Annotated in this window: 18 protein-coding genes; 4 read left to right on the forward strand and 14 right to left on the reverse strand. The window is 70.2% G+C overall.

The genetic code is table 11. The features are described from left to right. Positions 1-65: 65 nt before the first annotated feature. The 5 genes from BN940_RS00085 to BN940_RS00105 all read right to left on the reverse strand — a co-directional run bounded on the left by BN940_RS00085 (position 66) and on the right by BN940_RS00105 (position 7,465). The gene (locus tag BN940_RS00085) at positions 66-1,811 is read right to left on the reverse strand and encodes a TolC family protein (RefSeq protein WP_043678797.1); all 1,746 of its coding nucleotides are present in this window, start codon (positions 1,809-1,811) and stop codon (positions 66-68) included. Positions 1,812-1,816: 5 nt separating this feature from the next. Further along, positions 1,817-3,319, reverse strand: coding sequence for a TolC family outer membrane protein (locus tag BN940_RS00090; protein WP_052355481.1), 1,503 nt, complete (start codon positions 3,317-3,319; stop codon positions 1,817-1,819). Positions 3,320-3,322: 3 nt separating this feature from the next. Continuing rightward, positions 3,323-4,690: an HlyD family type I secretion periplasmic adaptor subunit gene (locus BN940_RS00095; RefSeq protein ID WP_052355482.1), complete on the reverse strand. Its 1,368-nt coding sequence runs from the start codon at positions 4,688-4,690 to the stop codon at positions 3,323-3,325. Positions 4,691-4,709: 19 nt separating this feature from the next. After that, positions 4,710-6,443, reverse strand: a complete 1,734-nt coding sequence (locus BN940_RS00100) for a type I secretion system permease/ATPase (RefSeq protein ID WP_043678800.1) — start codon at positions 6,441-6,443, stop codon at positions 4,710-4,712. Between the two features lie 230 nt (positions 6,444-6,673). Further along, positions 6,674-7,465: a SapC family protein gene (locus BN940_RS00105; protein WP_052355483.1), complete on the reverse strand. Its 792-nt coding sequence runs from the start codon at positions 7,463-7,465 to the stop codon at positions 6,674-6,676. Positions 7,466-7,488: 23 nt separating this feature from the next. Here BN940_RS00105 and rfbA point away from each other — a divergent pair, with 23 nt between their 5' ends. Beyond that, positions 7,489-8,367: a glucose-1-phosphate thymidylyltransferase RfbA gene (rfbA, locus tag BN940_RS00110; protein WP_043678803.1), complete on the forward strand. Its 879-nt coding sequence runs from the start codon at positions 7,489-7,491 to the stop codon at positions 8,365-8,367. After that, a complete protein-coding gene (rfbC, locus tag BN940_RS00115) occupies positions 8,364-8,909 on the forward strand; it encodes a dTDP-4-dehydrorhamnose 3,5-epimerase (protein WP_043678805.1) in 546 nt (181 codons plus the stop codon). Before rfbA ends, rfbC begins: the two co-directional genes overlap by 4 nt. A gap of 56 nt (positions 8,910-8,965) precedes the next feature. Here the strand turns inward: rfbC and BN940_RS00120 are convergent, their stop codons facing one another. The 3 genes from BN940_RS00120 to rfbB all read right to left on the reverse strand — a co-directional run bounded on the left by BN940_RS00120 (position 8,966) and on the right by rfbB (position 12,027). After that, on the reverse strand, positions 8,966-9,886 hold the full coding sequence (locus tag BN940_RS00120) for an Rpn family recombination-promoting nuclease/putative transposase (RefSeq protein WP_043678808.1): 921 nt from the start codon (positions 9,884-9,886) through the stop codon (positions 8,966-8,968). A gap of 180 nt (positions 9,887-10,066) precedes the next feature. After that, positions 10,067-10,945, reverse strand: a complete 879-nt coding sequence (gene rfbD, locus BN940_RS00125; protein WP_043678810.1) for a dTDP-4-dehydrorhamnose reductase — start codon at positions 10,943-10,945, stop codon at positions 10,067-10,069. Further along, a complete protein-coding gene (gene rfbB / locus BN940_RS00130) occupies positions 10,942-12,027 on the reverse strand; it encodes a dTDP-glucose 4,6-dehydratase (RefSeq protein ID WP_043678813.1) in 1,086 nt (361 codons plus the stop codon). The genes rfbD and rfbB overlap by 4 nt, the downstream gene beginning before the upstream one ends. Positions 12,028-12,225: 198 nt before the next feature. Here rfbB and BN940_RS00135 point away from each other — a divergent pair, with 198 nt between their 5' ends. Continuing rightward, positions 12,226-13,419 (forward strand): O-antigen ligase family protein, encoded by a 1,194-nt coding sequence (locus tag BN940_RS00135; RefSeq protein ID WP_052355484.1) that lies wholly within the window; start codon positions 12,226-12,228, stop codon positions 13,417-13,419. Here the strand turns inward: BN940_RS00135 and wbaP are convergent. After that, positions 13,416-14,783 (reverse strand): undecaprenyl-phosphate galactose phosphotransferase WbaP, encoded by a 1,368-nt coding sequence (gene wbaP / locus BN940_RS00140; protein WP_084330782.1) that lies wholly within the window; start codon positions 14,781-14,783, stop codon positions 13,416-13,418. The genes BN940_RS00135 and wbaP overlap by 4 nt on opposite strands. A 249-nt stretch (positions 14,784-15,032) precedes the next feature. Here wbaP and BN940_RS00145 point away from each other — a divergent pair, with 249 nt between their 5' ends. After that, complete coding sequence (locus tag BN940_RS00145) at positions 15,033-15,998, forward strand: glycosyltransferase family 2 protein (RefSeq protein WP_052355486.1); 966 nt, start codon at positions 15,033-15,035, stop codon at positions 15,996-15,998. On the opposite strand, the gene galE is transcribed toward BN940_RS00145, so the two are convergent. The 5 genes from galE to BN940_RS00170 all read right to left on the reverse strand — a co-directional run bounded on the left by galE (position 15,962) and on the right by BN940_RS00170 (position 24,849). Beyond that, positions 15,962-16,978, reverse strand: a complete 1,017-nt coding sequence (gene galE / locus BN940_RS00150) for a UDP-glucose 4-epimerase GalE (protein ID WP_043678814.1) — start codon at positions 16,976-16,978, stop codon at positions 15,962-15,964. The two genes, BN940_RS00145 and galE, sit on opposite strands and share 37 nt — an antisense overlap. 260 nt (positions 16,979-17,238) lie before the next feature. Next, positions 17,239-18,723, reverse strand: a complete 1,485-nt coding sequence (locus BN940_RS00155) for a nucleobase:cation symporter-2 family protein (protein ID WP_043678816.1) — start codon at positions 18,721-18,723, stop codon at positions 17,239-17,241. A gap of 598 nt (positions 18,724-19,321) precedes the next feature. Further along, entirely contained in the window at positions 19,322-20,908 is a 1,587-nt protein-coding gene (gene pgi, locus BN940_RS00160; RefSeq protein ID WP_052356003.1) for a glucose-6-phosphate isomerase, read from the reverse strand. Positions 20,909-21,167: 259 nt separating this feature from the next. Continuing rightward, the gene (locus BN940_RS00165; protein WP_043678823.1) at positions 21,168-22,364 is read right to left on the reverse strand and encodes an acetyl-CoA C-acyltransferase; all 1,197 of its coding nucleotides are present in this window, start codon (positions 22,362-22,364) and stop codon (positions 21,168-21,170) included. 61 nt (positions 22,365-22,425) lie between these two features. After that, on the reverse strand, positions 22,426-24,849 hold the full coding sequence (locus BN940_RS00170) for a 3-hydroxyacyl-CoA dehydrogenase/enoyl-CoA hydratase family protein (RefSeq protein WP_043678826.1): 2,424 nt from the start codon (positions 24,847-24,849) through the stop codon (positions 22,426-22,428). Between the last annotated feature and the right edge of the window lie 59 nt (positions 24,850-24,908).

Consider the following 24,908-nt stretch of genomic DNA (forward strand, 5'->3'; position numbering starts at 1 on the left):
CCGGGAGCCGCGGTCGGAATCCGGCGGCGCGGGCCATCGGCGCGGTCATCCGGCGGTGCGGATCCTCAGAGCCCCACGGCGCCGATCCGCTCGAACACCTCCGCGAGGTCCCGTCCCGCCGCCACTTCCAGCGCCACGCGGGCCTGCAGGTAGTCCAGCCGGGCCTGGATCAGCTGCGCGCGCGCCTGGAACAGGTAGTCCTGCTTCCTCAGCAGGTCCAGGATGCTGCCGAGGCCGTGCCGGTAGACCTTGCGCGCCGCCGCGAGGCTGGACCGGCCCGCCCGCACGGCGGATTCCAGGGCGCGGATGCGTTCCTCGCCACCCGTGACGTTGCTGTATTGGCGGGTGACTTCGACCAGGGTGCGCTCGACCGTGGCGTCCAGGGTGTGCGCGGCCTGGCGGGCCTGGTCGCGGGTCTGGGCGTGCAGGGCCGAATCGTAGCCGCCCGAGAAGATCGGCACGTTCAGCTGCAGGCCCAGGACATAGGTATTGGTGCGCTGGCTCAGCGTGGAGAGGTTTTCGCTGTCGGCCTTGGCCCAGGCGGCCACCAGGTTCAGGGTGGGCGCATGGCGGCTGGCGGCGCGCCAGACGTCGGCCTCGGCGACGCGCACCTTGGCCTGGTCGGCATCGATCTGGGTGTTGCGGGCGCGGGCCTGGTCCAGCCAGTCCACCAGGCGGGCGGGCTCCAGGAGCGGTGGGGCGAAGACCGGCATGGCGGCCGGGGCCTGGTCCGGGGCTGCGGCTGCGGCCAGGTCCGGGGCTTCGGCCGGGGTCTGGTCGGGGGCTTCGGTCGAGGCCCGCCCCGCTGGGTCGGCCGGGGTCCGGTCCTGCACGATGGACAGGACGGGAGACCGGTCGGTGACGCCGATGATGGCCTGCAGGGCGCGCTGCGCCACGTCCAGGTCGGCGCGCGCGCCGATGACGTCGGCCCGCGCATTGGCCAGGCGGGCCTGGATCTGCCGGGCGTCGGTGATGCTGCCTTCGCTGTGGGCGAACAAGGCCTGCTGGCCGGCGGCCTGCGCCTCCAGGGAACCGGCCAGCCCTTCGCGCAGGGCCACGGTGGACTGGGCGGCCAGCAGCTGGAACCAGGCTTTCGACAGGCGCAGGGCGAGGTCGCTGCGGGCGGCGGCCCAGTCGGCATCGCCCTGGTCGGCCCGGGCATTCGCCCAGCGATAGCTGGCATAGCGGCCGGCGTCCAGCAGCGGCTGCTGCAGCTGGACGTAGGCGCTGGTGGAATCGTATTCCAGGACGGATTCGATGGTACGGCCGAACAGCCAGGGCTGGCGCCGCAGGCCGTTGATCCGGCTGCGCGAATACCCGGCCTGGACCTGCGGCAGCAGCAGCGCCAGGCCCTGGTCCCGGAAGGTGCCGAAGGCCAGCCGGGCGCTGATGGCGGCCTGGTAGGCGGGATCGCGCGCCAGCGCCAGGGGCCAGGCCTGGGCCAGGGTCAGGCTGCGCGCGCGCACGGCGTCCAGCCGGTCCAGGGCGTCGGCCAGCGTGGCGTCTGCCCGGGGGTCGTGCACGGGCTGGAGCGCCACGGAGCCGGGTTCGGATGGGCCGGATGCGGCGGCGGATTCCGCAGGGACGGAACCGGAGCCGGCCGCCGCGCGGGCCGATGCGGCGGAGGCGGGATCGGACGGGGGCGCCGTGGGCGCGGGCGCGGCCGCCGGGGCGCCGCCGTCACTGCCGCCGCCCAGCCAGGTGCCTTCCAGCCAGGCGCCCGGGCCGGCGCAGGCGGCCAGGCTGGCGGCCAGCGCCAGCGCCCCGGCGCCGCGCCCCAGTCGAATCCAGCCCCAGCCCCAGCCCGCCACGGCGCTCAATCCAGCGCCACGGCCGCCGAGCCGAACCAGGTGCGGGCGGCCGCGGCGATCGCCGCGTCGTCCAGCGCGCCGGCCACGGCATCCAGGCCGATGCGGGCGTTGACGTACTGCAGGCGCGCCTGGATCAGGTCGCGCTGGGCCTTGTAGAGCTGGTCCTGGGCGTCGAGGATGTCAGTGATGCTGCGCGTGCCGCCGATGTAGCTTTTCCGCATGGCTTCCAGCGCCTGGGTGCTGGTGTTCACGGCGGTTTCCAGGGCGGCGATGCGTTCGGCCCCGCTGACGACGCCCTGGTACTGGCGCGTGGTGTCCACGGCGACCTGTTCGCGGGTGGCCTCCAGCTGGTGGCCGGTCTGGTCGCGGTTGTGGCGCGCCTGCCGGACCTGAGCCTGGGTCTGGCCGCCGGAGAAGATCGGCACGCTGATCTGCACGCCCACCGCGGTCAGGTAGCTTTCCTGGTTCAGGGTGGAGATGGAGTCGGACTGGTTGACGCTGCGGTAGGCCACGCCGCCGACCGTGGGCAGGTGGCCGCCGAAGGCCTTGTCGACTTCGCGGTCGGCCACCCGCAGGGACTGCTGGCCGGCCTGCACGTCGGCATTGGCGGCCTGCGCGCGGGCCAGCCAGGCCTCCAGCGCGGGCGGGTCCAGCGGCCGGGGCCGGAAATCGGGCGCGAGATCGTGGATGGCGAGGACGGGGGCGCCGGTCATTTCCTGCAGCTCGCGCCGCGCGACGACCAGGGCGTCGCGCGCCTGGATCAGGTCGGCGCGCGAGAGGTCGCGCCGCGAGGTGGCTTCCTCGACGTCGGTGACGGTGCCCTCGCCTCCCTGGTAGCGGCGCCGCGCGATGTCGATGTTCTGTTCGTCGGCCGCCAGCCGGTTTTCGGCCAGCGTCACGTTCTGTCGCGACAGCAGGGTCTGCAGGTAGCGGCTGACCAGGCGGGTGGCGGTATCGCGCGCCTTGGTGTCGAAGAGCGCCAGGCTGTAGTCGGCGCGAGCGTTGCCCTGGCGCATGCCGGCGATCTTGGACCAGTCGAACAGGGACTGGCTGAGCTGGATCTGGTTGGTGCGCGCGATGTAATCCAGGTCGGTGCTGACCACCCCGCCGCTGCTGCTCGGGGATTCCAGGGTGCCGGTGGTCTTGTTGCGCCCGATGCTGGCGCTGATCTGCGGCAGCAGGGGCGCGCGGCCCAGGGCGCGGTTGGCCTGGCCGGCGTCGCGCTCGCTGAGCGCCGCCTGATAGGTGGGGTCATGGGCCTTGGCGAGCTGCCAGGCGCCGTCCAGCCCCAGGCCGGAAGCCGCGGAGGCCGGAGTTGACGAGGCGGAGGCCGGCGAAGCGGGGCCGGAGGAAGCCGGGCCGGCCGGGACCGGCGCGGCGGGCGCACGCGCCGGCGCGGGCTGCCGCGTCGGCGCCGCCGGCGCCGCCGGCGCCAGGGCCAGCGCCGCCAGTCCGGCCAGCCAGGGCAGGACCGTACGGCGAATCGACAGGTGCAAGGCGGCCCGCATCGGCTATTTTTCCGTCAGGGAGGTGTGCAGGCGTTCGAGGAGCGGCTTGAGCAGGTAGCTGAACATGGTGCGCTCGCCCAGCTTGATCATGACGGTGGCCGGCATGCCGGCGCGGATCTCGCCGCCCACCTGTTCGATCATGCGCATGCCTTCGGGCAGGATTTCGACCTTGGCCTGGTAGAAGGGCATGCCGGTGCGCTGGTCGGTGATGCGGTCGGCCGACACGGTCAGGAGCTTGCCCGGGACGTTGGGGGTCTGGGCGTGGTTGAGCGCCGGGAAGGTGATCTCGACGGGCAGGCCCGCGTACACGCGGTCGATGGCCTGCACGGGGAGTTCGGCGTTGACCACGTAGGAGGCGTCGTCGGGGATGATTTCCATCAGCGGCGCGCCGGGGCTCACCACGCCGCCCACGGTGAAGATCTTCATGTTCTGCACCGTGCCTTCGATGGGGGAGCGGATCTCGGTCTGCTCGACGGAGTAGTCCAGCGCGGCCAGACGGTTGGCCAGGGCCGTGGCTTCCTTCTGGACGTCGCTCAGCTGCGACTGGACTTCCTTCTGGTAGTCCTGCTGGCGCTGCAGGATGCGCAGCTTCAGTTCGGCGATCTGGTTGCGCGTGCGGCCAGCGTCGACCACGGCGTTGGACAGCGCCCCCTGCAGCTGGGCGGCGTCGCGCTCCAGTTCGAGCATGCGGTTGCGCGGCAGGTAGCCGTCCTTGGCGAGCTCGCGCACGCCCTGGAGTTCGCGGTTGATGTAGCCGATCTGCTCCTTGCGGCTGGCCTGCACCTGCAGCAGGCCCTGCAGCTGCGCCTCGGCGCCGGCGAGGTTTTCGCGCAGGATGGCGATCTCGCCGTTCAGGGCCTTGCGGCGGGTCTCGAAGAGCGCCTCCTGGGCGGCGACGGCGCGCTGGTAGCGCGGGTCGTCCTTGAAGCGGCGGGTGAGCTCCGGGTAGAACTGGATGGATTCCAGGCCGTCGCGCTCGGCCAGCAGGCGGTCTTCGTTGGTGCGGGCGATGATGTACTGGGAGCTGGCCACGCCGCGATCCGACTGCGCGCGGGTGGGATTCAGTCGCAGCAGCACCTGCCCGGCCTGGACGCGGTCGCCGTCGCTCACCAGGATGGCGTCCACGGTGCCGCCTTCCAGGTGGGCGATGGTCTTGCGGTTGCCCAGGACTTCGACCACGCCGTTGGCGGGCTCGCCCTGGTCCAGGGGCGCCAGGGCGCCCCACAGGACGAAGCCGCCGAAGCCGAGGATGAGCGCGGTCAGGCCGATGCGCAGGGGCCGCACGAAATTCTCGTCCACCCGGCTGCCGGGGGTTTCCAGGGCTTCCTCGATTTCCAGATCGGGCGAGGTCTTGCGTGAAAATAGCTTCATGGTGCTTCTCTAATCGGCTCTATCGGCCGGCCGCCATCTGCAGCGAGCCACCGCCCGCCTGGGCACGCGCCTGCAGCTGCTGCTGGTGCAGGCCCTTGAGCACGTCTTCGCGCGCGCCGTACATCATGACCATGCCTTCGCGCATGACCAGCAGCTTGTCCACCGCCGCCAGCACACTGGTGCGATGGGTGATGACGATCACGGTGGAGCCCTGGGCCTTGAGCACGCGCAGGGTCTCGACCAGCGAGGCCTCGCCGGCCTCGTCGAGGTTGGAATTGGGCTCGTCCAGCACGATGAGCGACGGGTTGCCGTAGATGGCGCGCGCCAAGGCCACGCGCTGGCGCTGGCCGCCCGACAGGGACGAGCCGTTCATGCCCATCTGCGTGTCGTAGCCCTGGGGCAGGTGCAGGATCATGTCGTGCACGCCGGCCTGCTGCGCGGCGGCGATCACCTGGGCGGAATCGGGGATGGCGAAGCGCGCGATGTTTTCCGCCACGCTGCCCTCGAACAGTTCGATGTCCTGGGGCAGGTAGCCGATGTGCGGGCCGAGCTCGTCCTTGTTCCAGCGGTAGATGTCGGCGCCGTCCAGGCGCACGGTGCCGGCCTGGGCGCCCCAGACGCCCACCAGCAGGCGCGCCAGGGTGGACTTGCCCGCCCCCGAGGGGCCGATGACGCCGACCACGTCGCCGGCGTCGATGGTGAAATTCAGGCCCTTGAGCACGGCCGCGCGCGCGCCCGGGGGCGTGGCGTAGACGTTTTCGAGCACGATCTGGCCGCGCGGCGCCGGCAGGCTCAGGCTGGCCCCGCGCGGCGGCGCGGTCTTGAGCATTTCGTCCAGGCGCGCATAGGCCCCGCGGCAGGCGATGAACTGCTTCCAGGAATTGATGGCCATTTCCACTGGACGCAGGGCCTGGCCCATGAGGATGGAACAGACGATCATCATGCCGGCGGTGATCTTGCCCTGGATGACCAGCAGCGCCCCCACGCCCAGGATCAGCGACTGCAGCGAAATGCGCACGAACTGCGACACGCCGCTGATGCGGGCGTTGCGGTCGGAGGCCACCGTCTGCAGGCCCAGCATGCGCCGGTGCTGGGACAGCCAGCGGGCGCGCAGGCCCGGCAGCATGCCCATGGCCTCGATGACTTCGGCGTTGTGCAGGTGGCTGTTGGCGAAGGCGTTGGCGCGCACGGAGGCCTGGTTGGCCTCGTCCAGCGGCTTGTGCGTGGCGACGTGGGTCAGGTAGGCCATAGCGATCAGCACCACCGAGCCGAAGACGTTCATGGCGCCCAGCAGCGGGTGCACGATGAAGGCCACGGCGATGTAGATGGGCGTCCAGGGCACGTCGAACACGGCAAACAGGGCGTTGCCGGTGAGGAACTGGCGCAGGCGGGTGAGATCCTGGATGGCCTGCGAGGGGTTGCCGCCTTCGCGGCGCAGGTTGCGCTCGAAGGCGGCGGTGAACACCCGCTGGTTGAGCATGGCGTCGAAGCGGTTGCCCACGCGGATCAGCACCGAGGAGCGCACCAGCTGCAGCAGGCCCGACAGCGCGAAGATGGCGACCACCAGCAGCGACAGCACCAGCAGGGTGGTTTCGTTGCGGCTGTTGAGCACGCGGTCGTAGACCTGCAGCATGTACAGGGACGGCGTGAGGGCCAGCATGTTGATGACGAAACTGAAGGCCGCCAGACTGTAGAGAATGCGGCGGAAGCGGAAGAGCGCCTCGCCCAGTTCGGTACGGTGGTGTGGAGTCATGAAGAAAGCAGTGAGCGGAATCGGGAGCGGGCAGGCGTCAGGCGCACGACAGCCGATGCGCGCCGCCGAGCCGGCGCCCGCCAGGCTCCGCCGAACGCCAGGCGGGGATCCGGGAACGGGCAGCCGGGCTTGGGCATCATAACCGCATGCAAAATAACGTAAAAAGCATTTTAATATAGCATGCCAGGCCTGAATGCCCGCTGACTTTCGCGGCGGGCGGCGAGTTGCGGCTAGTGGAACTTGATGGTGCCGCCGCTGTTGAGGAATTCCAGGTCCAGGTCGCCCGTGGGCGTGCGCATGGCCGCGGAGGTCTGCTGGATGGCATGCTCGCGCGCCAGCGCGCCCAGGCGCTGCAGGTGCTGCATGGACAGCAACTGGCAGTACGCCAGGGCCAGCGCGCCGGCATCGCGCACCGCGCCCAGCGCATCGGCGGGCAGTTCGTTCAGGGCTTGTTCGTCGATGCGGAACAGGCCCTGGACATCCTGGGCACCGGCGTCGTTCTGGATGCGCACCGGCCAGGGCGCGATCAGCCCGTGCTGCCGCAGGGCGTCGCAGGCCTGCCGGGTGGCGGCGCGGCCGGCCTGCACCTGGGTCAGGAACTGCAGGATCTGGGTGATGCGCTCGGCGGGCTGGCCGTCGGCATCGAAGAAAGACTGCCCGTCGCCGCCCGGGCCGTCCTGGAGCAGGCCGCTGGCGCGGTCGAAGCACAGCACCTGCTGCCCATCGGGCGCCTGGGCCAGCGCGAAGGGATAGGCCCGGTAGGCCGCCGGGATGTAGTCGGCCCGCCAGCGCCCGCCGGCATCGACCAGCAGGTTCTGGCCCGGGGCGAGGCCCTGCACGGCCACCGGCGCGTACTGGTCGTCGACCTGCGCGAAAGCCAGCGGCAGGTACAGGCAGGCGCGGGGGATTTCCGGCATGACCAGCGCGGCCACGGCGTCATGGGCTGCAAAGGCGTAGCCGGGGCTGGCACGCCAGGTCTTGCCGCCATGGCTGGCGGGGGTGATGGCTTCGAATTCGGGCATGAGTCCAGTATACAATGCCGCCCATGAGCACGACACCGCACCGCAAAGGCATCATTCTGGCCGGGGGTTCCGGCACCCGCCTGCATCCCGCCACCCTGGCCGTGAGCAAGCAGCTGCTGCCCATCTACGACAAGCCGATGGTGTACTACCCGCTGTCCACCCTGATGATGGCCGGCATCCGCGACATCCTGATCATCTCCACCCCCCAGGACACGCCGCGCTTCGAGCAGCTGCTGGGCGACGGCCGCCAGTGGGGGCTGAACCTGCAGTACGCCGTGCAGCCCTCGCCCGACGGCCTGGCGCAGGCCTACCTGATCGGCGCCGATTTCGTGGGCCACCAGCCCTCGGCGCTGGTGCTGGGCGACAACATCTTCCAGGGCCACGACCTGCCCGCGCTGCTGGGCAACGCCATGGCGCGCGAGCACGGCGCCAGCGTCTTCGCCTACCACGTGCACGATCCGGAACGCTACGGCGTGGCCGAATTCAACGCGCAGGGCCGGGTGCTGTCGCTGGAGGAAAAACCGGCGCGGCCCAAGTCCAACTACGCCGTCACGGGCCTGTATTTCTACGACGGCCAGGCCGTGGACCTGGCGCGCGAGCTGCGGCCCTCGGCGCGCGGCGAGCTGGAGATCACCGACCTGAACCGGCGCTACCTGGACCAGGGCGCCCTGCACGTCGAGATCATGGGGCGCGGCTACGCCTGGCTGGACACCGGCACCCACCAGTCGATGCTGGACGCCAGCCAGTTCATCGCCACGCTGGAAAAGCGCCAGGGCCTGAAGGTGGCCTGTCCGGAGGAAATCGCCTGGCGCATGGGCTGGATCGACGACGCCCAGCTGCAGGCCCTGGGCGAAGGCCTGTCCAAGAACGACTACGGCCGCTATCTGCTGGGCCTGCTATGATCGCCACCCGCCTCGCCATCCCCGACGTCCTCCTGCTGGAGCCCCAGGTCTTCGGCGACGCCCGCGGGTTCTTCTTCGAGAGCTTCAACCAGGCCCAGTTCGACCAGGCCGTGGGCCGGCCCGTCGCCTTCGTGCAGGACAACCACTCGCGCTCGGCGCGCCACGTGCTGCGCGGCCTGCACTATCAGATCCGGCAGCCGCAGGGCAAGCTGGTGCGGGTGGTCCAGGGCAGCGTCTTCGACGTGGCGGTCGACCTGCGCCGCGGCTCGGCCACGTTCGGGCAATGGGTGGGCGCCGAGCTCACCGCCGACAACAAGCGCCAGCTGTGGGTGCCCGAGGGCTTCGGCCACGGTTTCGTGGTCACCAGCGAAAGCGCCGAATTCCTCTACAAGACCACGAACTACTACGCGCCGCAGCACGAGCGCTGCATCCGCTGGGACGATCCCGACCTGGCCATCGCCTGGCCGCTGGACGGTGCCCAGCCGCTGCTGTCGGCCAAGGACCAGGCCGGCGCGGCCTTCGCGCAGGCCGAGACGTACTAGGAAACCTCCGGAACACGTCCCCGCTCCGCATGCATCCGCGGCTTCCCTGGAGAGGGTCAAGGGCGGAACACGGCGTCCAGGCTCGCGGCATCCAGCAGGCGGTCGGACCAGGCTTCGAGGTCGGCCGCACCGGCCGCGGCGATCCGGGCCCTGACGGCGGCCGGCAGCGGCCCGAACCGCCGCGTCAGCATGCGCTGCAGCAGCAGGGCCTCGCCTTCCTGTTTATGCTGTTCGGCCCACTGGACGAACCGTTCCGCCAGCTTCATCTTCAGCTCCTTCAAGTCCCGGACCCTGGGCAAGGCCATCGCATAGCCGCTGCGCCTTTCCAGCACGCCATGCATCCAGGTGGCAAAAGTGCGCCGCAACTCCGGTTTATCTTCCAGCATTTCTCCCACCAAGTCCACCAGATCGAGCACATCGCGCTCGCTTTCGGGACGCTCCATGCGCATGACCGCAGCCACCAGGTTGCGCAGCCGCGCCAAATGCGCCGCAGAATAGCGGTTCTCGTCCACCAGCACATATTCCAGCCGGGGCAGAAAGCGCGCCAGGCGCCCCGGCAGCCGCGGAATCAAAGCGGCGATGTCAGTCGCCGCCCGCCAGCGGCCATCGCCGTTGTAGAACACGATGGGCAGCACCGGCGGCAGGCGATGGCCGGGCAGCACGTCGCCCCGGCGGATCAGGTCCTGGTACAGCAGCCCCACGTAAGTCAGCATCCGCACCGGCATCCACGGGTCCACCGTACTCTGGAATTCGATCAGCAGGTACAGGTACATCCACTGGCCGTCGGCCCGTACCCGCCAGACGATGTCGTCGGCGCGCTCGCGCAGGTCATCGGTGACGTAGCTGCCCGACACCCGTTCCAGCGTCGTGTAGTCCAGCCCGCGCAGCCATTTGCCCGGCACGAAGCCCACGATCAGGTCGCGCACCATCTCCGGTGAGGAAAACAGCAGCTTGCAGGAGGCATCGTGCCTGCCCATGGCGCTCTCCGATCGCATCGGCATCGGAAGCCATGGTGGCAGAGGCCGGCATCGGCCGCCCGGCCGTTCAGGCCCTTTTGAGCTGTTTTGTCACTGCGGGAAAATACCCGGCCGGATCCGGGGGCCGCGGTCGGAATCCGGCGGCGCGGACCGCCCAGAGCGGGGCGCTCCGCCCGGCCCTCACTCGTCCAGCAATTGATCGAGCACGTAGTCGACGCCGTCGCGCCAGTCGGGCAGGTGGATGCCCAGCGCCGCGCGGATTTTTTGCGTGTCCAGCCGCGAATTGGCGGGGCGCCGCGCGGGAGTGGGATAGTCGGCCGTGGCGATGGGCAGGATTGCGTCGGGGGCGACGCGGACGGGACGGCCCGCGGCGCGCGCGCGCTCGATGACGTGGCGGGCGTAGGCGTGCCAGCTGGTGCTGCCGCCGGCGGTCAGATGGTAGACGCCGTCGGCCAGGTCCCGGCCGGCGCGGATCGCGTGCGCGGTCACGTCGGCCAGCAGCGCGGCCGAGGTGGGAGCGCCGATCTGGTCGGCGACGATGCTCAGGCTGTCGCGCTCCGCGGCGAGGCGCAGCATGGTCTTGGCGAAATTGCCACCGTGCGCGCCCACCACCCAGCTGGTGCGAAAGATCAGGTGGCGCGCGCCCGAGGCCGCCAGGGCGGCCTCGCCGGCGAGCTTGGTGGCGCCGTAGACGTTCTGCGGCGCGGGCCGGTCGGTCTCGCGGTAGGGGTCGGGACCGGCGCCGTCGAACACATAGTCCGTGGAGAAATGCACCACCTGCGCGCCCAGCCGGGCGGCTTCCTCGCCGAACACGCCGGGGGCGGCGCCGTTGATGGCCTGCGCCAGCGCGGCGTCCTGTTCGGCCCGATCGACGGCGGTATAGGCGGCCGCGTTGACGATGACGTCGGGCCGGTGCCGGCGCACCGCCGCCCGGATCGCGGCCGCGTCGGACAGGTCGCAGTCGGCGCGGTCGATGGCGGCGACCTCGCCCAGCGGCGCCAGGGCGCGGCGCAGTTCAAAGCCGAGCTGGCCGTCGCGGCCGGTGATCAGCAGCCTCATGCCGAAGCCTCGCCGGCCGAGGCCTCGCCGTAGTGGCGCTGGATCCAGTCGCGGTAGCCGCCCTGCTGGATGCGGGCGACCCATTCCGGATGCTGCAGATACCAGGCGACGGTCTTGCGGATGCCGGTCTCGAAGGTCTCGGCCGGCGTCCAGCCCAGTTCGCGCTGGATCTTGCGGGCGTCGATGGCGTAGCGGCGGTCATGCCCCGGACGATCGGCGACGTAGGTGATCTGATCGGCATAGCCGCCGCCCGAGGCGCGCGGCCGCAGCTCGTCGAGCAGGCCGCAGATGGTGGCGACGATCCGGAGATTGCTCATTTCGTTCCAGCCGCCGATGTTGTAGGTCTCGCCCGGGGTGCCGGCCTCCAGCACCCGCTCGATCGCCTGGCAGTGGTCGCCCACGTACAGCCAGTCGCGCACCTGCAGGCCGTCGCCGTAGATCGGCAGGGGCTTGCCCGCCAGGGCGTTGACGATGACCAGGGGGATGAGCTTTTCGGGGAACTGGTAGGGGCCGTAGTTGTTGCTGCAGTTGGTGGTGAGCACCGGCAGGCCGTAGGTGTGGTGCCAGGCGCGCACCAGGTGGTCGCTGGCCGCCTTGCTGGCGGAATACGGGCTGTTGGGCAGGTGGGGATTGGTCTCGGCGAAGGGAGGATCCTGGGGCGTGAGGGTGCCGTAGACTTCGTCGGTGCTGACGTGCAGGAAGCGGAAATCGGCCTTCTGCCGGGCGTCCAGTCCGTCCCAGTGGGCGCGGGCGGCTTCGAGCAGGCGGAAGGTGCCCACGATGTTGGTCTGGATGAAGTCTTCCGGGCCGTGGATGGAACGATCGACGTGGCTTTCGGCGGCGAAATGGATCACGGCGCGCGGCCGGTGCTGGGCGAACAGCCGATCCAGCAAGGGGCGGTCGCACAGGTCGCCATGCACGAAGACGTGCCCGGGATTGCCCTGCAGCGAGGCGAGGTTGTCGAGATTGCCGGCGTAGGTGAGGTTGTCGAGATTGACCACGGTTTCGGAGGAACGCGCCAGCCGGTCGAGGACGAAATTGCTTCCGATGAAACCGGCGCCGCCGGTGACGAGTACAGTCATGATTCCCTTCCGTGTGAAGTCTGCCGGCCGATTTTACCCTGTCCGCCCCGGCGCCCAGCGGGGCAACCGCCTACAATACCAGCGTCGCCAGCGGCCCGGATGCCCATGCCCCAATCCCCTCAGCCTTCCCTCCCGATCCCGACGCCCTCCCGTCCCCAGGTCCTTGCGGAGTCGGGAATATTCCTCTCTTTCGCGGCCATGTTCGCCCTGCCTTCGGGGTATTCCTACGGCGCCGCGCTGCTGCTGCTGGCCAGCCTGATCTGGCTGGCGCGGCGTCCGCCCCTTGCCGCGCTGCAGCGCCCGGACCGCCGGCTGATCGCCGTCCTGCTGGCCTATTTCCTGGTGCCCTCGGCCATGACGCTGGCGCTGGGCAATTCGCCCTCCGAGCTCGACCAGTACGTGCGCGCGCTGCTGGCCATCCCGGTGCTGCTGCTCCTGCTGCATACGCCCGTGCGCCTGGCCGTCCTGTGGACGGCCATCGTCATCGGCGTGGCGCTGTCGGCGCCGCTGGCCTGGTGGCAGATCCACGTCGAGCACCTGGAGCGCGCCGCGGGGTTCCTGAACATCATCCACTTCAGCAACTTCAGCCTGGTGTTCACGATGTACTGCGCCGCGGGGCTGTGCTGGGCGGGCACCCAGGGCTCCCGGGCGAACCCGTGGCGGGCGGCTTTCCTGCTGGGCGCGGCCTGCGGGCTCTACAGCGCGATCGTCGGCGGCAGCCGCGGCAGCTGGGTGGCCATGCCCCCGACGCTGCTGCTCTTTCTCTTCACCTTCACGACCCGGAACAACTGGGCGCGTCTGGCGGCGGCCTGTACCCTGTGCGCGCTGCTGCTGGCGGGGCTGTTCGCCTGGCCCGGCAGCCCGCTGCAGCAGCGCTACGAACGGGCCGTGGAAGACATCACCCTGTACCAGAGCGAACAGACCGACACCTCGATCGGCGCGCGCTTCGAGATGTGGCGCGGCGCCTTGGGCAATCTGCAGCGGCGCCCCGTCGCGGGCTGGAACCTGCAGGCCTACACCGAGGCCCTGCGCGGACAGGTGGCCGAAGGCCGCGTGACCCCCGTGGTCCTGCAGTACAGCAACAACCTGCACAACAACTACCTGCAGGCCTGGGTCTTCACGGGGCTGCCGGGCCTGCTGGCCCTGCTGGCGCTGTACGGCCTGCCGCTGTGGCATTTCGGCCGGCGGCTGCGGGCGCCCGACACGACGGCGCGCACGCTGGCCTTCTGCGGCGCCGGCACGGTGCTGTCCTACGCATGCTTCAGCATGTCTCAAGTGATGCTGCACCGAAACAATGGCATCATGTTCTATCTGTTGGCGGTGGTCGTGCTGTGGGCCCTGATGCGCCAGGCCGAAGACCGCGAGGCGTCGCGGCCCGCACGGCCCGCCTAGTACGCGCCGTCGCGCCGGAACACCACGGCCACGGTCTTGACCAGGATCACCAGGTCGTGCCACAGCGACCAGTTGCGCGCGTACCAGGCATCGAAATAGACCCGGGTGTCGTAGTCCACGTCGCTGCGGCCGCTGACCTGCCACAGGCCGGTGATGCCGGGCTTGGCCATCAGGTAATAGGCGACGTTCTTGCCGTAGAAGGCCAGTTCTTCCTCGACGACGGGCCGGGGGCCCACCAGGCTCATCTCGCCTCGCAGGACGTTCCAGAGCTGCGGCAGTTCGTCCAGGCTGGTGCGCCGGAGAAAGCGCCCCAGCGGCGTGATCCGGGGATCGTTCTTGAGCTTGAAGGACGCCTCCCATTCGGCGCGCGCCTCCGGGTCGCGGGCCAGCAGGTCGGCCAGCACCTGGTCGGCCTGCGGCACCATGGAGCGGAATTTCAGGCACAGGAACGGGCGACCGCCCTGCCCTATCCGCCGGTGGCCGTAGATGGGCTCCCCGCCATCCTGGCGGATCTTCCACCAGAGCACGGCCAGCAGCGGCGAGAGCACCACCAGCAGCGCCGCGGCCCCCGCCACGTCGAAGGCGCGCTTGATGATGCGCGACCAGCGCTTCTGCAGGTTTTCGCGGATCTGCAGGATCATGAGGTCGTGGCTGAAGATGAACGACACGTCGGTGCTGTTGAGCGGCACCCCGCGGATGGACGGGATCACCGAGACCGCCCTGCAGCCGCGCACCGCCATCTCGCGCAGCCAGTCGTCGCGCAGGTCTTCCTCGCCATATTCCATGGCGATCACGTACTGGGTGTCGTCCGGATCGGTCAGCTCCCAGAGCTGCTCGGGCCGGTGCAGCACGGGCACGCCTTCGACCGGCGAGGGCCGCGTCCCCAGGGGGCACTGGAAATACTGCACGTCGAAGCCCATGCCGCGGTCGGACACCAGGGCCCCGTAGGCCTCGGCCGCGTTGCTGCCGGTGCCGATGATGACGCACTGCTTCTGCCAGAGCTTGAGCTTGAGCAGCGCCGCCTTGATGGCCAGGCGTTCGAGCACGAGCGACAGGAAGATGAAGCCCCAGCTCAGCACCCAGAAATAGCGCGAGATGGGCCATTTCAGGAACGCCATGATGACCAGCTGGCCCAATGCGCCGACCAGCAGCGCCATGCAGACGTCGCGCGCCACCGACCAGATGGGCTTGCGGTAGGTGTAGTGCCCGCGCCAGGCCCAGAACCACAGCAGGGTCGCCGCGCCCAGCACCATGTAGGTCAGGACGAAGGCGCCCACGTCGGCGACGAGGACGTAGACGGACACCCCGCCGGTGACAACGTAGAGGCACACCGCGGCCAGGAGCGGTCCCAGGAGGAAGGCCATGCCGTCCGCCGCCACACGAATCAGCCGGATCAGATGGCGTATCGCCACCGCCCGGACTTTTGCCGATAATTGCTTGTTCTGAGTCACGGATCCCGCAGCCGTCGGTGAAAGTCGCGCTGTGCGCTCCAGCGCGATATTACATCAGGCCATCGGCGCGGCGGTTTTTGTAAAATACGGTCATCCCCAACCGGCCGGCCGGCCCGGCGCGCGCATGCAGGCGTCCCGCTCCGCACGGCCCGCGCTTCCCCCATGACCCAGACAGACGACGTGAGCGCCCCACCCGCCACCCGGGTGATCGTGCCGACCTACAACGGCGGCAGCACCTGGAACCGCTGCGCGGAGGCCCTGGCCCGGGCCGTGGCGGGCCGCCCGCACCTGTCGGTCCTGGTGGTCGATTCGTCCTCGCACGACGGTACGGCGGAAACAGCCCGGCGGCACGGCTTCGACGCCATCACCATCGATCCCGCGGACTTCAACCACGGCGGCACGCGCAATCTGGCCGCCGGCGCCGCGCAGGCGGAATTCCTGGTCTTCCTGACCCAGGACGCCATCATCCAGGGGCCGGAATCCATCACGGAGCTGCTGGCGGCCTTCCGCGACCCGAAGGTGGCGGCGGCCTACGGACGCCAGCTGCCGCACCCGGATGCCAACCCCGTCGCGGCGCACGCGCGGTACGCGAACTACGGCACCGCAGGGCACGTGTGCGGGCTGGACGACATTCCCCGCTGCGGCCTGAAGGCGGCCTTCCTGTCCAATTCCTTCGCCGCCTACCGGACGGCGGCGTTCCGCCAGCTGGGCGGCTTTCCGGACCAGACCATCCTGGGCGAGGACATGTATTTCGCCGCGCGCGCGATCCTGGAGGGCTTCCTGATCGCCTACGTCCCGTCCGCCTGCGTGTGGCATTCGCACAATTATTCGGTGGCCGAGGAATTCCGCCGCTATTTCGACATCGGCGTGTTCCAGTCCGAAGAATCCTGGATCGGCGAGCGCTACGGCGGCGCGGGCGGCGAGGGCCTGAAGTTCCTCAAGTCCGAATTCTCCCATCTCGCCCGGCACGCGCCGCTGTGGCTGCCGCGCGCCTGGCTGGGCGACCTGGCGAAGATCCTGGGCTACCGGCTGGGCAAGCAGCACCGCCGCCTGCCGCCCGGCCTGCGGCGGGCGTGCTCGATGCACCGGCGCTACTGGGAGGAAGGCGCGGCCCCCAGGCCGCGCTGATACCGCCAGGTGCTCAGGCACATGTCCTCCAGCGTGCGGGCGGCCGTCCAGCGCAGGTCCCGGCCGGCCTTGGCGGGGTCGGCGTAGCAGGCCGCGACGTCGCCCGGCCGGCGCGCCTGGATCCGGTAAGGCACCGCGCGACCCGAGGCCCGCTCGAAGGCGCGCACGATCTCCAGCACGCTGTGGCCGCGCCCGGTGCCCAGATTGAAGGCATGCCAGCCGGCATGGCCGGCCAGGAAGCCCAGGGCGGCGGCGTGGCCCTCGGCCAGGTCCACGACGTGGATGTAGTCGCGCACGCCGGTGCCGTCGGGCGTGGGGTAGTCACCGCCGAACACGTTCAGCTCGGTGCGCAGGCCGGCGGCGACCTGGGCGACGTAGGGCATGAGGTTGTTCGGCACGCCGCGGGGGTTCTCGCCGATCAGGCCGCTGTCGTGCGCGCCCACGGGGTTGAAGTAGCGCAGGCAGGCCACGCGCCAGGACGGGTCCGAGGCGGCCAGGTCGGCCAGGATTTCCTCGACGTGCAGTTTGCTGCGGCCGTAGGGATTGGTGGCGCCCGTGGGGTGGCTTTCGTCCAGGGGCAGGCGGCGCGGCTCGCCGTAGACGGTGGCGCTGCTGCTGAAGACCAGGGTGCGCACGCCGCCGTCGCGCATCGCCCGCAGCAGGCAGAGCGCGCCCTGGACGTTGCTGGAGAAGTACGCCAGGGGCCGTTCGACGGATTCGCTCACGGACTTGAGGCCGGCGAAATGGATCACGGCTTCGATGGCATGGTCGCGCAGCGTGCGGTCCAGCAGGGGGCCGTCGCGCACGTCGCCCTGGACGAAGACCGGCGGCGCGCCCAGGATGCGGTCCAGCTGGCCGACGACCGCCGCGTCGCTGTTGCTCAGGTTGTCGAACAGCACGACGCGGTGGCCCTGTTGCGCCAGGACGGCCGCGGCGTGACTGCCGATGTAGCCCGTGCCGCCGGTGAGAAGGATGTTCATGCGCGCGGAGAGTCGATGAGGGGGATGTGGAATGGTACATCGGGCGCGGCCGCGCCTTCGGGCGAGGCGACCCGGGGACGGAGGACGGCCCGGGGCGGAAGGCGGCCCGGATGAAGAACATCGGGCGCCCTCCGCGGAAGGCGCCCGATGCGGCGGACCGATGGCCGAGGGCCGAGGGTCCCGATGGCCGGGGCCGCCGGCCGCCAGTCGCCGGCTGCGGCGGTGACCGAGGGTCCCGCTGGCCCGGAGGGTGGCCGGGATCAGGCTTCCGCGTGCTTGGCGGCTTCCACGGCGGCGCCGGTGTCGTGCGGGGCGCCGTTGAAGAACAGGTTCAGCAGCACGGCCGACAGGGAGGTGAGCAGGATGCCCGATTCGATCAGCGGGTGGATGGCGTGCGGCATCCACTGGCGGAAGTTCGGCGCGACCACGGGGATCATGCCCATGCCGATGGAGATGGCGACGATCATGGCGTTGTTGCGGTTCTTGACGAAGTCCACGCCGCCCAGGATGCGGATGCCGGTGGCGGTGACCATGCCGAACATCACGAGGCCGGCGCCGCCCAGCACGACGGTGGGCAGGGACTCGACCAGCGCCGCCAGCTTGGGCAGCAGGCCCAGGACCAGCAGGATCACGCCGCTGGCCACGCAGACGTAGCGGCTGCGCACTCCCGTGACGGCGACCAGGCCGACGTTCTGCGAGAAGCTGGAATACGGGAAGGTGTTGAAGATGCCGCCGATCAGGGTGCCCAGGCCGTCGGTGCGCAGGCCGCGCGCCAGGTCCTTCTGGCCGATCTTCTTGCCGGTCATGTCCGCCAGGGCCAGGAACATGCCGGTGGATTCGATCAGGATCACGATCATGACCAGCACCATGGTCAGGATCATCCAGAAGTCGAACTTGGGCATGCCGAAATGGAAGGGCAGGACGATGTCCACCCATTCGGCCTTGCCGACCTTGTCGAAGGTCATGATGCCCAGGGCGGCCGTGATGACGGCGCCGATCACGATGCCCAGCAGCACGGCGATGTTGGCGAGGAAGCCCTTGCAGAACTTGGCGATCACCAGGATCGACACCAGCACGATGGCGGCGATGCCCACGCCGGTGGGGTCGGCGTACTTGGGGTTGGGCACCGTGGGCATGATGGCCAGGCCCCGCGGCACGGCCGGCAGGGGCGAGCCCGGCGCGCCGGCCGCCGCCTGGATGTCCTTGAGCCAGCTGACGTAGTTGGGATCGACCAGGGACGGCGCGGTGGGACCGACGGGGTTGCCGAAGATCCAGTTGATGCCCACGCGCATCAGGGTGATGCCGATGATGGCGATGATGGTGCCGGTGACCACCGGCGGGAAGAAGCGCAGCAGCCGGCTGATCCAGGGCGCGATGAGGATGGTGACGATCCCGGCCGCTATGATGGTGCCGAACAGCAGCTGCGCGCCCTCGTGCCCCGGCGTGGACTGGGCGATGTGGATCATGGGCCCGACGGGCGCGAAGCTGACGCCCATGATGACGGGCAGCTTGATGCCGAACCACTGGGTGGCGCCCAGGGACTGGATGATGGTGGCGATGCCGCAGGCGAACAGGTCGGCGGCGATCAGCAGGGACACTTCATGCGAATCCAGGCCCAGCGCCCGGCCGATGATCAGCGGGACGGCCACGGCGCCGGCATACATCACCAGCACGTGCTGCAGCCCGAGGGCCGTCAGCTGGCCCAACGGCAGGATCTCGTCCACCGGGGCGACGGTTTTGCTCATGTCTTGTCTCCAAGGAGCGGGGCGCGCCCGGAACCGGGGCGTCCCTCATGTCCGAAGTCGGAAATAGGAAGTCTGGAAAGCGCCTTTCCGGCGTCTTGCGGCCACTCTACCGGAGGCCTGCGCGGGCAGCCATGCGAAAAGCACGATAAGGTCTTTTCGGCCCGGCGCATAATCCCGGGTAAACCCTGTGAGTTTTCAGGGATATGACAGGGGCTGGAGAGGTGGGCCAGGGAAATTCCCTATGCCGCGGCATCCCTCCACCTCCCGGCCTGCAGGCCGGTCGGATTCGGCCGGCACAGGACAATCTTCAGCCGGGGCAGCTCTCCACCTCGCCGCTTGCACGCGGCTCGGATTCGGCAGGCACGGTGCATCTTCAGCCGCGGCATCTCTCCACCTCCCGGCCTGCAGGCCGGTCGGATTCGGCCGGCACAGGACAATCTTCAGCCGGGGCAGCTCTCCACCTCCCGGCCTGCAGGCCGGTCGGATTCGGCCGGCACAGGACAATCTTCAGCCGGGGCAGCTCTCCACCTCGCCGCTTGCACGCGGCTCGGATTCGGCAGGCACAGGACAGTCCGCAGGGACTGTCCTGTGTCCTGCCTCATCCCCGCAGGCGGTGGATCCAGTGGCGGGTGGAGGCGTCGTGGCCCGGGGCGGGCGCGTCCCGGGTGGCGGCCGCGGCGGGATCCAGTTCGGCGATGATGCCGCGCGCCAGGACCTTGCCGTATTCCACGCCCCACTGGTCGAAGGGATCGATCCCCCAGATCACGCCCTGGGTGAAGACGCGGTGCTCGTACAGGGCCAGCAGGGCGCCCAGGGAATACGGCGAGAGGCGCGGCAGGACGATCAGGTGGTTGGGGCGGCCGCCGGGATGGACGCGGTGCGGGGCGAGCCAGTCGGCGCGTTCGGGATCCATGTTCTCGGCCACGCATTCGGCGCGCGCCTGGGCCAGGGTCTTGCCGCGCATCAGGGCCTCGCGCTGGGCCAGGCAGTTGGCCAGCAGCTGGCGGTGGTGCGCCGGCCAGTGGTGGTCGGCCTCGCGGCACAGGATGAAGTCCACCGGCGCGCCGTCGCTGCCCTGGTGCATCCACTGGAAGAAGGTGTGCTGGGCGTCGGTGCCCGGCATGCCCCACACGGCGGGGCCGGTGGGCACGCCCACGGGCTGGCCCGAGACGTCCACCGACTTGCCCAGGGATTCCATGTCCAGCTGCTGGATGTAGGGCACCAGGTTCGCCAGGCGCGAATCGTAGGGCGCGATGTTCAGCGAACCGTGGCCCAGCACGCTGCGGTTGGCGACGCCGGCCAGCGCCATGCGCACCGGGGCGTTGGCCGCCAGGGGCGCCTGGGCGAAATGCGCGTCCATGGCGGCTGCGCCCGCGCGCAGGCCTTCCAGCACGTCCACGCCCACGGCCAGCGCGGTGCTCAGGCTGACCGCGGACCAGAGCGAGAAGCGCCCGCCCACCCAGTCCCACAGCTGGAAGATCTGGCTCTCGGGCACGCCCCAGGCGCGCGCGCGGTCGGGCCGGGCGGTGATCGCGGCCAGGTGCGAGGCTGGGTCCAGCCCGGCGGCGGCCAGCCATTCGCGCGCACGCGCGCCGTTTTCCAGAGGCTCGGCCGTGGTGAAGGACTTGGAAACCAGCACGACCAGGGTCTCGCGCGGGTCCAGCCCCGCCAGCCCGCCCTCGATCGCATGGCCGTCGATGTTGGCGACGAAGCGCACCTCGCGCCAGGTGCCGGCGTAGCCGAAGGCCGACACCGCCAGGCGCACGCCCCAGTCCGAGCCGCCGATGCCCACGTGCACGACGTGGCGCCAGCGCCGCCCGGCATCGGCGCGCCGCACCCAGGCGTCCATGCGCTCGCGTTCGGCCAGCACCCTGGGCGGCGCGTCCGGCGCGCGCAGCATGGTGTGCCAGGCCGCGCGGTCTTCCGTGACGTTGACGACCTCGCCCGCCAGCAGGCGCGCGCGCTGCGCCTCGAAGTCCCGCGCCCGCAGCAGCGCCTCGCCCGCGGCCATGAGCGCCGGCGAATGGCGCTGGCCGCTGGAATCGAGCACCAGGCCGGGCGCCTCGATGAGGTCCAGCGCATCGGACTGCGGTGCACAGGTCCGCGCCTCCCGCGCGAAGCGCTCCCATTCGGGAAGCTCGGTGAGGGGAACGAACGTATCGGCGGATGCGGAGCGATCGGGCATGGCAGCGAAAGGGATGTCGGCGAAATCGCCGCTCATTATGTCATGCCGTGTATGTCATGCCGTGAAGAACGAACGCCCCGGCCCTTCCGCCTCGTGGGCGGGGAGCCGGGGCGTTCACACCGCCGGGTCTGCGATTCGGATGGGGGTGGTGCGGGGTGGCGCATGAAGCGCCCGGGCCGAACGGCCTGGGCGCCGGAACCTCAATCGGGATTTCAGCCTGGATTTCAACCGGAACTTCGATTCGGGCGCATCGGGCTCGTCAGCAGCGCTCGAAGATCCCCGCGGCGCCCATGCCCGTGCCGACGCACATGGTGACCATGCCGTACTGCAGCTGGCGGCGGCGCAGGGCGTGGACGGTGGTGGCGGAGCGGATCGCGCCGGTGGCGCCCAGCGGGTGGCCCAGGGCGATGGCGCCGCCCAGGGGGTTGACGACGTCCTCGTTCAGGCCCAGGTCGCGGATGACGGCCAGGGACTGCGCGGCGAAGGCTTCGTTCAGCTCGATCCAGCCCATCTGGTCCAGCGTCAGGCCGGCCTTCTTGAGGGCGGCCGGGATGGCTTCCTTCGGGCCGATGCCCATGATCTCGGGCGGCACGCCGCGCACGGCGAAGGACACGAAGCGCGCCAGCGGGGTCAGGTTGTGCTCCTTGAGGGCGCGCTCGGACACGACCAGCAGGGCGCCGGCACCGTCGGAGGTCTGCGAGCTGTTGCCGGCGGTGACACTGCCCCTGGCGGCGAACACGGGGCGCAGGCGGGCCAGGGCCTCCAGGCTGGTGTCGGCGCGCGGGCCTTCGTCCAGGGTCACGGTGCGGCGGGTCTCGCGCACTTCGCCGGTCGCCAGGTCGGGGACGCGGCGCACGATTTCCACCGGCAGCATCTCGTCGGCGAACTCGCCGGACTGCTGGGCGGCCAGGGCGCGCTGGTGCGAGCGCAGGGCGAAGGCGTCCTGGTCCTCGCGGGAAATCTTCCAGCGCTGGGCGACCTGCTCGGCGGTGGAGCCCATGCCATAGGCGATGCCGATGTTCTCTTCCTTCAGGTAGACGTCGGGGCTGAAGGAGGTGTTGATCCCCATGGTGGGCACCAGGCTCATGGACTCGGTGCCGCAGGCCAGCATGACGTCGGCCTCGCCCACGCGGATGCGGTCGGCCGCCATGGCCACCGCGGTCAGGCCGGAAGCGCAGAAGCGGTTGACGGTGACGCCGCCGACCGATTGCGGCAGGCCGGCCAGCAGCGCGCCGACGCGCGCGACGTTCAGGCCCTGCGGGCCTTCGGGGATGGCGCAGCCGACGATGGCGTCCTCGATCGCGGCGGGATCCAGATTGGGCGCCTGGGCCATCACGCCCTGGATGGCCTTGGCCAGCAGCTCGTCGGGCCGGGTGTGGGAATACATGCCGCGCGGGGCCTTGCCGATGGGCGTGCGCGTCGCGGCGACGATGTAGGCTTGTTGAAGGGCAGTCATTGAAAGTCTCCTTGTTCGGGGTTCCGGGCCGCCGGGCGGCCCGGGCATCGTCTGCGACGCGTCAGTTGCGGACGGGCTTGCCGGTTTGCAGGAGACCGGCAATGCGCTCTTGTGTCTTGGGATTGGCGAGCAGGCCGAGGAAGGCCTTGCGTTCCAGCCGCAGCATCCAGGCCTCGTCGACCAGGCTGCCCGGATCGACGTCGCCGCCGCAGATGGCCGTGGCGACCTGCTCGGCGATGTGGAAGTCGTAGTCCGAGATGTAGCCGCCCACGCGCATGTTCACCAGTTGCGCCTTCAGGGTGGCGATGGCGTCGCGGCCGGCCACGGGGAAGCGCGCGGCCAGCGGCGGGCGCCAGCCCTGTTCGGCCAGGTTGGCGGCCTCGCGCACGGCCACGTAGAGCAGCTCGTGGCGGTTCATGACGATGGGGTCGGAATCGCGCAGGAAGCCGATCTGGCGGGCTTCCAGCGCGGACTTGGAAACGCGCGCGGTGGCCACGGCGAGGACGAAGTCCTTCACGTAGGCGAGCAGCGGGGCGTCGGGAGCGGACTGGGCCTGGATCTCGGCCGCGCGGCGGGCGCTGAAGGTGATGCCGCCGGCGCCCGGCACCAGGCCGATGCCGACTTCCACCAGGCCGATGTAGCTTTCCAGGTGGGCGACGCGGCGGGCGCAGTGCACGGACAGCTCGCAGCCGCCGCCCAGGGCCAGGCCGGCCACGGCCGCGACCACGGGCACCTGGGCGTAGCGCAGGCGCATGACCATGTCCTGCATTTCCTTCTGGATCGGCTCGACGGCCTTGACGCCGCCGGACATGAAGGCGGGCAGCATGGCCTTCAGGTCGGCGCCGGCGGAGAAGGGATCGTCCAGCTGGGCGACGACCAGGGCCTTGTAGCCCTGCTCGGCCAGGTCCACGGCGTGGACCACGCCGCGCACCACGTCCGGGCTGAGGGTGTGCATCTTGGTCTTGAACGACACCAGCAGCACGTCCTGGGGATGCGGAGCGGGCAGCGTCCAGCACAGCACGGCGTCGTCCTCGTGCACGACGTGCGGCACCAGGGACGGGCCTTCGCCGACCAGGCGCGGGGCGCCGATCTGGCGCTGGTAGACGGGCAGCGCACTGCGCGGCACGTAGGCGTTGGCCGCCGGGCTGTAGGAGCCTTCCGGCGTGTGCACGGCCTGCTTGTCCCAGACGGGGCCGCTGGTGACCCAGGCGGGCAGCGGCGCGTCCGACAGGGCCTTGCCGGCGGCGATGTCCTCGTTGATCCACTCGGCGACCTGGCGCCAGCCGGCGGCCTGCCAGATCTCGAAGGGGCCGAAGCTGTGGCCGAAGCCCCACTTCATGGCCTGGTCCAGTTCGCGCGCGCTGTCGGCGATGTCGCCCAGGTGCACGGCGCTGTAGTGGAAGGTGTCGCGCAGCACGGCCCAGACGAACTGCGCCTGGGGATGCGTGGAATCGTGCAGCGCCTGCAGGCGCTTGGCGGGATCGCGTTCCTTCAGGATGTCCTTGACCTCGTCGTCGGCCTTCTCGCCGGAGGGCACGTACTGGCCGGCCTGCGGGTCCAGGCGCAGGATCTGCTTGCCTTCCTTCTTGAAGAAGCCGGCCTTGGCCTTCTGGCCCAGGGCGCCCTTCTCGATCAGGGCGGCCAGCACGGGCGGCACGCCGAAATGCGCGCGGAAGGGATCGTCGGGCAGCTGGTTCTTCATCGTGTCGATGACGTGCGCCAGCGTGTCCAGGCCGACCACGTCGGCGGTGCGGTAGGTGCCGGACTTGGCGCGGCCCAGGCGCGTACCGGTGAGGTCGTCCACCAGCTCGTAGGGCAGGCCGAAGGCCTGGGTGTGATGGAAGACCGACAGGATGCCGAACACGCCGATGCGGTTGCCGATGAAGTTCGGCGTGTCCTTGGCGCGCACCACGCCCTTGCCCAGCTGCGACACCAGGAAGGTTTCCAGGTGGTCGAGCAGGGCCGGCTCGGTGGCGGCGGTGGGGATCAGCTCGACCAGCGGCATGTAGCGCGGCGGGTTGAAGAAGTGCACGCCGCAGAAGCGGTGGCGCAGGGTTTCGGGCAGCGCCTCGGACAGGGACGTGATGGACAGGCCCGAGGTGTTGCTGGCGACGATGGCGTGCGGGTTCAGGGCCGGCGCGAGCTTGTGGTAGAGGTCGCGCTTCCAGTCCAGGCGCTCGGCGATGGCCTCGATGACGACGTCGCAGTCGGCCAGCAGGGCCAGGTCCTCGTCGTAGTTGGCCGGCGTGATCAGGTCGGCCAGGGCGTCGACGCCCAGGGGCGCGGGGTTGAGCTTCTTCAGCTGGGCGATGGCGCGCTGGACGATGCCGTTCTTGCCTCCCTGGCCGTCATCCTTGGCCAGGTCGAACAGCACCACCGGCACGCCGGCGTTGACGCAGTGGGCGGCGATCTGCGCGCCCATGACCCCGGCGCCGCACACCGCCACGCGGCGGATGAACAGGGGGGCGGACTGGCTGGTTTGCATGATATTGTGTCCTCGCTGGTTTTAATGGGCCGGCCTTGGGGTCTGGATGCGCGCCGGAC

Origin of the sequence: Castellaniella defragrans 65Phen, from assembly GCF_000612685.1 — a bacterium.
Classification (GTDB): Bacteria; Pseudomonadota; Gammaproteobacteria; order Burkholderiales; family Burkholderiaceae_B; genus Castellaniella; species Castellaniella defragrans.